The sequence below is a fragment of the Dorea formicigenerans genome, from assembly GCF_025150245.1.
Classification (GTDB): Bacteria; Bacillota; Clostridia; order Lachnospirales; family Lachnospiraceae; genus Dorea; species Dorea formicigenerans.
The window spans coordinates 2,902,112-2,913,449 of record NZ_CP102279.1 but is presented as its reverse complement, the minus strand read 5'-3'; the positions used below and the strand labels follow the sequence as shown (position 1 = coordinate 2,913,449).

Sequence of the window (11,338 nt, the reverse complement as noted above, 5' to 3'; positions counted from 1 at the left end):
GCAGTAAGAATGAACAATGAGTTCATAGATTAAAGGAGGAACAGAAAAAATGAAATTTTTCATCGACACAGCTAAGGTAGAGGACATCAAAAAGGCAAACGACATGGGAGTTATCTGCGGAGTAACAACAAATCCATCCCTGATCGCAAAAGAGGGAAGAGTATTTGAAGAAGTTATTGCAGAGATTGCATCTATCGTTGATGGACCAATCAGCGGTGAGGTTAAAGCTACAACTGTTGATGCTGAGGGAATGATCGAGGAAGGAAGAGCAATCGCAAAGATTCATCCGAACATGGTAGTTAAGATTCCGATGACAGTAGAGGGACTTAAGGCAGTTAAAGTTCTTACAGCTGAGGGAATCAAGACCAATGTTACACTTGTATTTTCTGCTAATCAGGCACTTCTTGCTGCAAGAGCAGGTGCTACATATGTATCACCATTCTTAGGACGTCTGGATGATATCTCTACAAGAGGAACAGATCTTATTGCAGAGATCGCAGAGATGTTCGCGGTTGCAGGTATTGAGACAGAAATCATCGCAGCAAGTGTACGTAACCCAATGCACGTTACAGAGTGTGCGCTTGCCGGAGCAGATATTGCTACAGTACCTTACAAGGTAATCGAGCAGATGACACATCATCCATTAACAGATCAGGGAATCGCAAAATTCCAGGCTGATTACAAAGCTGTATTTGGCGAGTAAGATCAGTGGAGCTTATATAGAACTATGAATATGAGGGGCATGTCTTTGGTGAGACATGCCTTTTTGCAATTCAAAGTGGGGAGTTATCGGTTATGTCAAAAAATAAATACGCCGCTAAACGAGAATTTTACAAGACAATACAGGACCTGGCGGAGCATCCGGTCGTGCTGGAAATGAAAAAATATCCGCAGCATGGGAAAACAAACTGCTATAAACATTGTCTCAGGGTGGCTTATTGCAATTACTGTCTCTGTAAAATGTTTCATCTGGATGCGAGATCTGCGGCGCGGGCAGGTATGATCCATGATTTGTTCCTTTATGACTGGCACACGCATGCTGCCCAGACGGGGGAGCGGTTTCATGGTCTGAAGCATCCGGAAAAAGCATACCGAAATGCGAAGAAATATTTCCCATTAAATCAGATTGAAGTAGATATTATCCGGACACACATGTGGCCGGTGACATTTCGGACATTTCCGAGAACGAGAGAAGGCTGGGTTACGACCCTTACTGACAAGTATTGCAGTCTTCTGGAGACAGGACGTCGAAAGTAGGGGCGTGATGCCGTAAAGTTTCCGGGACAGGTCTCACCGATTGATAAATTATGCATATTTTCTGTGTTATCATTAACACCGCCATAGAGGCAAATATGTTTAATGAGGTGAGAGTATATGGAACGGCAGCTTCCGAAAAATGTAAGACAGATTGGAAATGTCTGTGATGAGCCAAAGATTTATGTGGAGGATTATGTAGACACATTTCTTGGGCAATTGCAGGAAAAAGCAATGGAGAAACCTGTAGCAGCGGCATTGACCGGGGAGATCACAAAATGTGAGGACAAGGTGGTTGTGTATATATCAGGAGCGATCCGGGCAGAAGATGTAGAAGTTGAAGGAACAAATTTAAAGATTTCCGAAGAAATTTGGGAAAAAATAGAGAAGGAACAAAAAGAGTATTTCAAAGATCAGAAATTAATTGGCTGGTGTCTTTTGGAGACAGGACATCCAATGAGCATGAATCGGGGAGCGCAGGAGCTGCACCGGAAAATGTATGATCAGGAAAATACGATTTTTATATGGAAAGATGCTTCGTCAAGTGACGAGATGTATTTTGCTTATAAATATAATGAGCTGATGCAGATCGGCGGTCATTACATTTATTATGAAAAAAATCCACAAATGCAGAATTACATGATTAACACACGCAGGCAGAATGGCGTGACACCCAGTGAAATGGTTGAGGATCGAGCTACAAAGGATTTTCGTAGTGCGGTGAGGCAGAGAATGGAGATTAAGGAGCAGAGTCAGAGTTCAAAATTATTATATGCGACCAGTGCGCTTCTTGTGGTGGTGGTACTGGCAATAGGTGTCTCAATGATGAATAATTTTGAACGCATGGAATCTGTACAGCAGTCACTTGAGCAGCTCGCAAGTGCGAAAGGAACAGAGGCAAAGGTGGATGATAATGATCAGGTGAACGACCAGCGTGTGAATGGAGAAAATGAAAATCAAATTAATGCGCAGTCTGAAGGGCAAAATCAAGAGGAAACAAAGGGAAATCAGAATAGTGAGACGGTTGCAGCCAGCGGTTCCGTAAAAGCTTCCAGTGATACAAAAAAATCAAACGATGCAAAATCAGAAGGAACGGTTCCGGAAGTGTCGACCGTACAGGAACAACTCAGTCAGTCGGACTATTATACGGTGAAAAAAGGAGATACATTGGCAAGCATCAGTAAGAAGACATATGGGGATACCGGCCATGTAGAGGCAATTTGTAAAATGAACGGGCTGTCAGACGGGAACCTGATTTTCATCGGGCAAAAGCTATTGTTACCATAGCTCGGAGTGTGGTACAATAGGGAGAAATAATAAATATGAAGGGAATCTGAATATTGAATCGAAAGAATAAAGATCTGCGGGTGGTGCGGGACTCGGAAGATGTGGACAAACTGGTCAGGCGGATCATGGACAATACAGAAGATGAAGAAACACAGATGGCGCAACTGGAGGAACAGGTGAAGGCGCATAAAAAGAAAATCAGAATAAGAATTCTGACAGTAGTCATATTGATTATGGCAGCTTCTGTAGGAATCTATTTATTTATACATTTACAGACGTATACGAATGTGCGGGTGGCGAACACTTATCCGGAGGCAGGAAGTACGGACAGCAATTACAAGGAATTTTCAGAAGGTGTGCTTCGTTACAGTAGAGATGGAATGGCATATTTGAGTCAGCAGGGGGAAGAGAAATGGAACCAGGCTTATCAGATTAAGACTCCGACTGTTGTAGCAGGAGATGATTGTGCAATTATTTTTGACAAAGGCGGTAATGACGTTGTCATTTTTCAAAAAGACGGTGTAAAGGGCGAGATTCATACAACGCTTCCGATAGAAAAAGCGACAGTATCCAGTCAGGGAATTGTGTGTGCGGTGTTGAAAGACAGTTCATCACCCAAAATCGTCTGTTATGATACTGCAGGAAATATCCTAGTGGAGCATAAGACATCGCTGACCGGAACAGGATACCCGATGGATGTTGCTATTTCATCAGATGCAGAAGTGATGCAGGTCACATATTTGTATACGCAGGACGGCAGTGTGACATCAAGGGTAGTTTACTATAATTTTGGCAGTGCAGGGGAACAGGAGACGGATCATCAGGTTACACAGGAAGAATATAAAGGAACACTGATGGCAGAAGGATTTTTTATGAACCAGAAGATTTCAGCAGTAGTCGGAGATAATATGCTGACAATATATCAAGGCGAAAGTGTTCCGAAAGAGACTAGTCAGATTAAGATAGACAAAGAGATAAAAAGCGTATTTCATGATAACAAATATATTGGTCTGGTCTTGAAAAATGAAGGAAAAGGCGGTTATGAACTCCGGCTTTACAATACGTCGGGAAAGCAGACATTGTCAAAAGATTTTACCGGGGATTATGGAAATGTAAAATTAAGCGGCGGCCAGGTGATTATGTATGATGGAAATAACTGCAGTATTTTCCTGAAAAGCGGAATACAGAAATTTGAAGGAGAGATAGAAACGAATATTCGTGAAATTTTTCCAACTATGGGAGTTAATAAATACATTGTGATAAATGCAAACGGCATGGAGAATGTCCGTCTTGTAAAATAAGGAGAAGGTATGGAGTGGAATTGGTTAACGATAGCAGTAGCAGGAGTATTTCTACTGGGATTTTTGATTGGAATCTACCGGGGAGCGATTCGTATCGCTGTGTCACTTGCGACTACGATTTTAACAATTGTCATTGTAGTTGCAGCATCACCTTATGTTTCATCGGCAATAGAAAAGCATACGCCGATTGATGACATGATTAAAAGTCAGGTGACGAACACGATGGCAAAAGCGGCAGCTTCCCAGTTGGCCGGAGGCAGTGATGACAGTGGTTCAACGGGAATTTCAGCAGAAAGTGTACGAAAAGCATTGAAGGCAGCAGGGATTAGTGAAGAAGAATTGCAATCTTACGGTGTGTCGGTAGATGATATTGTAAATGGAAAGATTACAGGAGAGCAATTGGCACAGTATGGAATTTCCAGCAGTATTTTAGACGGTGTAAATAATGACGAAGTCAGCGAAGAAGTCAAAAATGCAATTGAGGGGGCGGATATTCCAAGAGATCTTCAGGTAGCAGCTATAGAAAAAGCAGATCTTCCAGCAGTATTTAAGACACAGTTGTCTACCAATAATAACAGTGAAATTTATTCTCAACTGGGAGTACAGACATTTGCACAGTATGTAGGAGAATTCCTGTCAAAACTAATTATTCATATTATTGCATTCCTGGGAACATTTTTTATTGTGACCATTATATTGCGTGCAATTGTATTTGCACTTGATATTGTGGCAGAATTACCTGTGCTGGGATTCATTAACCGGCTTGCAGGCGGAGTTGTTGGACTTGGATGTGCACTTATCATTGTATGGGTGGCATTTATTATTATCACAATGCTCTATATGACAAGCATTGGAAAAGAAGCCTATGAGCTGATTCAGAACAATGATATAATAAAAATGATATATGATTATAATCCGATTATGCAATTAGCGGTGAAATTTTAAAGCTTTGACACGTAGTATTTTAGTGAAATGCTACGTGTCAAACTGCGTTTAATGGAAACTCTTCTCGCAAAATAAGATACTTTAATTGCAATTTTGGGTATTAATTTGGGGGAAATGTAATTCAAACTGCAAATATGAACAAGTAAAGCGAAATGTGGTAACTAAAATTGTGTAAATTGTGTAAATAAAATAAATAATAAAAACAATATTGACAATTCTGGACAGGCATGATATATTATACAAGCTGTCGCGTGAGACAAGACTGGAAAGTGCTTAAGAGCTCATGGGAACGCAAAAAAAAATAAATGAAATTTCCTGTTGACAAATGTCGATAGAAATGATATTCTAGATAAGCTGTTTCGAACGACAGAGATGATCGAAGCGGACAGCGAAAAAGAAAAATAAAAAAGTTGTTGACAAGCGATTGTGAATGTGATAATATAAATAAGCTGTCGCTGAGATGACAACAAAAAAGAACCTTGATAATTAAATAATAGACAACAACCCTGAAGATTCTTTAAGAGAAAATTCAGAACGGACATTGAATGACAATGTCAACCTTAAAACAGTAAAAGGGATAAGAAAGCTAGTAGTTTTCTTGACCTGGAACGAACTTTGATTTTGAATCCGAGTCAAATCGGAATTAAGATTTTTAAACGAGAGTTTGATCCTGGCTCAGGATGAACGCTGGCGGCGTGCTTAACACATGCAAGTCGAGCGAAGCACTTAAGTTTGATTCTTCGGATGAAGACTTTTGTGACTGAGCGGCGGACGGGTGAGTAACGCGTGGGTAACCTGCCTCATACAGGGGGATAACAGTTAGAAATGGCTGCTAATACCGCATAAGACCACAGTACTGCATGGTACAGTGGTAAAAACTCCGGTGGTATGAGATGGACCCGCGTCTGATTAGGTAGTTGGTGAGGTAACGGCCCACCAAGCCGACGATCAGTAGCCGACCTGAGAGGGTGACCGGCCACATTGGGACTGAGACACGGCCCAGACTCCTACGGGAGGCAGCAGTGGGGAATATTGCACAATGGGCGAAAGCCTGATGCAGCGACGCCGCGTGAAGGATGAAGTATTTCGGTATGTAAACTTCTATCAGCAGGGAAGAAAATGACGGTACCTGACTAAGAAGCCCCGGCTAACTACGTGCCAGCAGCCGCGGTAATACGTAGGGGGCAAGCGTTATCCGGATTTACTGGGTGTAAAGGGAGCGTAGACGGCTGTGCAAGTCTGAAGTGAAAGGCATGGGCTCAACCTGTGGACTGCTTTGGAAACTGTGCAGCTAGAGTGTCGGAGAGGTAAGTGGAATTCCTAGTGTAGCGGTGAAATGCGTAGATATTAGGAGGAACACCAGTGGCGAAGGCGGCTTACTGGACGATGACTGACGTTGAGGCTCGAAAGCGTGGGGAGCAAACAGGATTAGATACCCTGGTAGTCCACGCCGTAAACGATGACTGCTAGGTGTCGGGTAGCAAAGCTATTCGGTGCCGCAGCTAACGCAATAAGCAGTCCACCTGGGGAGTACGTTCGCAAGAATGAAACTCAAAGGAATTGACGGGGACCCGCACAAGCGGTGGAGCATGTGGTTTAATTCGAAGCAACGCGAAGAACCTTACCTGATCTTGACATCCCGATGACCGCTTCGTAATGGAAGTTTTTCTTCGGAACATCGGTGACAGGTGGTGCATGGTTGTCGTCAGCTCGTGTCGTGAGATGTTGGGTTAAGTCCCGCAACGAGCGCAACCCTTATCTTCAGTAGCCAGCATTTAGGATGGGCACTCTGGAGAGACTGCCAGGGATAACCTGGAGGAAGGTGGGGATGACGTCAAATCATCATGCCCCTTATGACCAGGGCTACACACGTGCTACAATGGCGTAAACAAAGGGAGGCAGAGCCGCGAGGCCGAGCAAATCTCAAAAATAACGTCTCAGTTCGGATTGTAGTCTGCAACTCGACTACATGAAGCTGGAATCGCTAGTAATCGCAGATCAGAATGCTGCGGTGAATACGTTCCCGGGTCTTGTACACACCGCCCGTCACACCATGGGAGTCAGTAACGCCCGAAGTCAGTGACCCAACCGAAAGGAGGGAGCTGCCGAAGGTGGGACCGATAACTGGGGTGAAGTCGTAACAAGGTAGCCGTATCGGAAGGTGCGGCTGGATCACCTCCTTTCTAAGGAAGATGGATAAAGTAGGTTGCAAAGCAGCCGAATCAATCCAACTAAAACGGAAAAAGTAAGGGTTGTTGTCTGTTATTTAGTTATTAAGGCTGTAAAAAGCTTAATAAATATTTCCGGTGGCGATGCGCTTAGGGGTAACACCCGTTCCCATCCCGAACACGATGGTTAAGACCTAAGCGGCCGATGGTACTTTACTGGAGACGGTACGGGAGAGTAGGTGGCTGCCGGGCTATAAAAAAGTTTATTTCTGGAAAAGAAATAAACATCAATGTTAGAACACCTTGTGGATTCGCCACATTATGTTCGGGAGATTGATTATAGATACAGGCAAAGATGAGCAACAACTTATCAACGCCAACCCAATCAGCAGGGCAGTGCTGTTAAAATAACTGGTTTTACCAGTGATCAGAGAGCTGAAGAGATTCAACTATCTGATGGCTGATAAAACAGTCAAATGCTTACATTGCACCTCAAGAACTTCGTTCTTTCGGTCGCGTGCAGGCACGCTATGAAACAGAATATTTCACAGCTTATGAATGCAAGCATTCAACGCAGAAAATATTCGTTTCGCAATGTACCTTGAAAACCGCATATAAGAAATATAGATAAGATATTAAATATCTAATCAAGACATCCGAGGTAATTGTTATAAACAGAGTAATAATTACTACACAATTCGAAGAAAACGAATCCAAAAAATTGACCTAGAAGCCAACGCATGCAACGCTATGCATGTGTAAGCAATCATTCATTCCCGTGGATGAGAGCAAGTTGGTTATGCTAATAAGAGCGTATGGTGGATGCCTTGGCACTAAGAGCCGATGAAAGACGTGATAAGCTGCGAAAAGCTTCGGGGAGGAGCAAATATCCTATGATCCGGAGATCTCTGAATGGGGAAACCCACCTGAGCAAACCTCAGGTATCCTAACGCCAATACATAACGTTAGGAGGGGAACCCGGTGAACTGAAACATCTAAGTAGCCGGAGGAAGAGAAAACAACATGTGATTCTGGAAGTAGCGGCGAGCGAAACCGGAAGAGCCCAAACCGGAGTGCGTGCACTCCGGGGTTCGGACCGCGGAATTGATCCAAAAGACTTAACAGAACGGCCTGGGAAGGCCGGCCAGAGAGGGTGAAAGCCCCGTAAGTGAAAGGTCGATTGGCATGGCGGTATCCAGAGTAGGTCGAGACACGTGGAACCTTGACTGAATATGCGGGGACCACCCCGTAAGGCTAAATACTCCTTAGTGACCGATAGCGCATAGTACTGTGAAGGAAAGGTGAAAAGGACCCCGGGAGGGGAGTGAAAAAGAACCTGAAACCATATGTTTATAAGCTGTGGAACCACTTTAAATGTGGAACCGCGTACTTTTTGTAGAACGGTCCGGCGAGTTACGCTGGCTGGCGAGGTTAAGTCCTTAAGGGATGGAGCCGAAGGGAAACCAAGTCTGAATAGGGCGAAGAGTCAGTCGGAGTAGACCCGAAACCGGGTGACCTATCCATGTCCAGGATGAAGTTGCCGTAAAAGGCAATGGAGGTCCGAACCCACATCCGTTGAAAAGGGTGGGGATGAGGTGTGGATAGGGGAGAAATTCCAATCGAACCCGGAGATAGCTGGTTCTCCTCGAAATAGCTTTAGGGCTAGCCTCATACAAGTCTTGCGGAGGTAGAGCACTGAATTTCCTAGGGGGCGTCAAAGCTTACCGAAGAATATCAAACTCCGAATGCCGCGTAGATGGTGTATGGGAGTCAGACTGCACGAGATAAGTTGGGTAGTCAAAAGGGAAAGAGCCCAGACCTGCAGCTAAGGTCCCAAAATGTGTGTTAAGTGGAAAAGGATGTGGGATTTCGAAGACAACTAGGATGTTGGCTCAGAAGCAGCCATACATTCAAAGAGTGCGTAATAGCTCACTAGTCGAGAGGTCCTGCGCCGAAAATGTCCGGGGCTGAAACACACTACCGAAGCTCAGGAATGTACTTGTACATTGGTAGAGGAGCATTGTATACGGGAAGAAGCAGTACCGATAAGGAGCTGTGGACTGTATAGAAGAGAGAATGCCGGAATGAGTAGCGAGAGGAAGGTGAGAATCCTTCCGGCCGAATATCTAAGGTTTCCAGAGTAAAGCTGATCTGCTCTGGGTAAGTCGGGGCCTAAGGCCAGGTCGAAAGACGTAACCGATGGACAACAGGTTGAAATTCCTGTACCGCGATATAACAGAACTGTGGGGACACGTGTGGAGAGCACAAGCCGGGAATGGAAAGCCCGGCGCAAGCAAGGTAGGAGTCGTACTGGCAAATCCGTACGGCAATCCGAAGATGTGATGCGTACCGAATTAAGAGTAGGGAAGAGTGTGAGCCATGCGTCAAGAAAAGCCGCTATTGTTTGTATCGCGCCCGTACCGTAAACCGACACAGGTGGATGAGGAGAGAATCCTAAGGCCGACGGGAGAAGCATTGTTAAGGAACTCGGCAAAATGACTCCGTAACTTCGGGAGAAGGAGTGCCACTGAGAGGTGGCCGCAGAGAATTGGCCCAAGCAACTGTTTAGCAAAAACACAGGTCTATGCAAAACCGAAAGGTGAAGTATATGGGCTGACGCCTGCCCGGTGCTGGAAGGTTAAGGGGAGAGGTTAGCGCAAGCGAAGCTTTGAACTTAAGCCCCAGTAAACGGCGGCCGTAACTATAACGGTCCTAAGGTAGCGAAATTCCTTGTCGGGTAAGTTCCGACCCGCACGAAAGGCGTAATGATTTGGGCACTGTCTCAACAATGCACCCGGTGAAATTGAAATACCAGTGAAGATGCTGGTTACCTGCGCCAGGACGGAAAGACCCCATGGAGCTTTACTCCAGCTTGATACTGGGATTCGGTATTGCATGTACAGGATAGGTGGGAGGCTTTGAAGCGGTAACGCCAGTTGCCGTGGAGCTGTTGTTGGGATACCACCCTTGCAGTACTGGGTTTCTAACCAGCGGCCTTAAACAGGTCGGGGGACAATGTCAGGTGGGGAGTTTGACTGGGGCGGTCGCCTCCGAAAGGGTATCGGAGGCGCTCAAAGGTTCCCTCAGAATGGTCGGAAACCATTCGAAGAGTGCAAAGGCAGAAGGGAGCTTGACTGCGACACCGACGGGTGGAGCAGGTACGAAAGTAGGACTTAGTGATCCGGTGGTATAAAGTGGGATTGCCATCGCTCAACGGATAAAAGCTACCCTGGGGATAACAGGCTTATCACTCCCAAGAGTTCACATCGACGGAGTGGTTTGGCACCTCGATGTCGGCTCATCGCATCCTGGGGCTGAAGTAGGTCCCAAGGGTTGGGCTGTTCGCCCATTAAAGCGGTACGCGAGCTGGGTTCAGAACGTCGTGAGACAGTTCGGTCCCTATCCGGCGTGGGCGTAGGATATTTGAGAGGAGCTGTCCTTAGTACGAGAGGACCGGGATGGACTGGCCGCTGGTTGATCTGTTGTTCCGCCAGGAGCATAGCAGAGTAGCCAAGCCGGGACGGGATAAACGCTGAAGGCATCTAAGCGTGAAGCCCCCCTCAAGATGAGATATCCCAACGAAAGTTGTAAGACCCCTTGAAGACGACGAGGTAGATAGGACAGAGGTGGAAGTGTGGTAACACATGGAGCTGACTGTTACTAATAGGTCGAGGGCATAACCAAGTAAGGTGGATAGGTAAAGATGTTAAAAAGTTTCTTATATGCAGTTTTGAAGATATATGAAAAAAACCCTTGTAATTTTTGTTACTTGGGTTTATTATATATTTGTTATTCCTCGATAGCTCAGTGGTAGAGCATTCGGCTGTTAACCGAAGGGTCGTAGGTTCGAACCCTACTCGGGGAGTTAGTTAACCTGTAAGTATTATGCTTACAGGTTTTTTAGTATACAAAGTAATAATATATTTATTCGGAAAGAAAAATAAATGGTTGATAGACAGGGGCTGTTTGGAACTATCTACATCTTTTGGGTCAACACTCAATATTGCAGATATAATACCTTTGCGAACCTTTTCATTTTGCATTAATTCTTTAAAACAGAAATCCGCAGTCGGAAACATAATAAAATCATCAGAATTCCGTGATTCTGCTACTTGCGTCTTAAGTTTCTGTTTCCCCGCAGTCTGGGCTTTCAATGTTTGCGTTTTTTTTGCTGTATTTCTTTTAGTCATATACTTTCCTCTCATAGTTCAGATGAACACTGTCTGACAGAAAAGTTTTATTTTACAGATATATTAACATATACTTAATATTTATGCTAGTATATTAAGTGAAATTCATCACAATCCTTTAACAGTTTTCATCAGTTTGTTGTTCATCACTTTGGAATCTTGCCTGATGTTATAATAGGCTCCGAAAATGAAT

6 protein-coding genes, 1 tRNA gene and 3 rRNA genes are annotated in these 11,338 nt (G+C 44.6%); 9 read left to right on the top strand and 1 reads right to left on the bottom strand.

Features of this window, described 5'->3' with window-relative positions; all coding sequences use genetic code 11:
• The first annotated feature begins 49 nt into the window (after positions 1-49).
• The 9 genes from fsa (at position 50) to NQ560_RS14165 (ending at position 10,820) form a co-directional block, all read left to right on the top strand.
• The gene (gene fsa, locus NQ560_RS14205) at positions 50-703 is read left to right on the top strand and encodes a fructose-6-phosphate aldolase (protein WP_005335290.1); all 654 of its coding nucleotides are present in this window, start codon (positions 50-52) and stop codon (positions 701-703) included.
• A gap of 92 nt (positions 704-795) precedes the next feature.
• Positions 796-1,257, top strand: coding sequence for an HD domain-containing protein (locus tag NQ560_RS14200; protein ID WP_005335291.1), 462 nt, complete (start codon positions 796-798; stop codon positions 1,255-1,257).
• Between the two features lie 117 nt (positions 1,258-1,374).
• Positions 1,375-2,541 (top strand): LysM peptidoglycan-binding domain-containing protein, encoded by a 1,167-nt coding sequence (locus tag NQ560_RS14195; RefSeq protein ID WP_005335292.1) that lies wholly within the window; start codon positions 1,375-1,377, stop codon positions 2,539-2,541.
• A 53-nt stretch (positions 2,542-2,594) separates the two neighbouring features.
• The gene (locus tag NQ560_RS14190; protein ID WP_005335293.1) at positions 2,595-3,842 is read left to right on the top strand and encodes a DUF5711 family protein; all 1,248 of its coding nucleotides are present in this window, start codon (positions 2,595-2,597) and stop codon (positions 3,840-3,842) included.
• Positions 3,843-3,851: 9 nt separating this feature from the next.
• Positions 3,852-4,787, top strand: coding sequence for a CvpA family protein (locus NQ560_RS14185; RefSeq protein ID WP_005335294.1), 936 nt, complete (start codon positions 3,852-3,854; stop codon positions 4,785-4,787).
• 652 nt (positions 4,788-5,439) lie between these two features.
• Positions 5,440-6,970, top strand: a 16S ribosomal RNA gene (locus NQ560_RS14180).
• Between the two features lie 119 nt (positions 6,971-7,089).
• A 5S ribosomal RNA gene (gene rrf, locus NQ560_RS14175) occupies positions 7,090-7,207 on the top strand.
• A 543-nt stretch (positions 7,208-7,750) separates the two neighbouring features.
• A 23S ribosomal RNA gene (locus NQ560_RS14170) occupies positions 7,751-10,639 on the top strand.
• The 16S, 23S and 5S rRNA genes sit together here with 1 tRNA gene alongside, the layout of an rRNA operon.
• Positions 10,640-10,748: 109 nt before the next feature.
• Positions 10,749-10,820: transfer RNA gene (locus tag NQ560_RS14165), tRNA-Asn, on the top strand.
• 4 nt (positions 10,821-10,824) lie between these two features.
• On the opposite strand, the gene NQ560_RS14160 is transcribed toward NQ560_RS14165, so the two are convergent.
• Entirely contained in the window at positions 10,825-11,145 is a 321-nt protein-coding gene (locus NQ560_RS14160; RefSeq protein ID WP_052302903.1) for a hypothetical protein, read from the bottom strand.
• Positions 11,146-11,338: the final 193 nt, after the last annotated feature.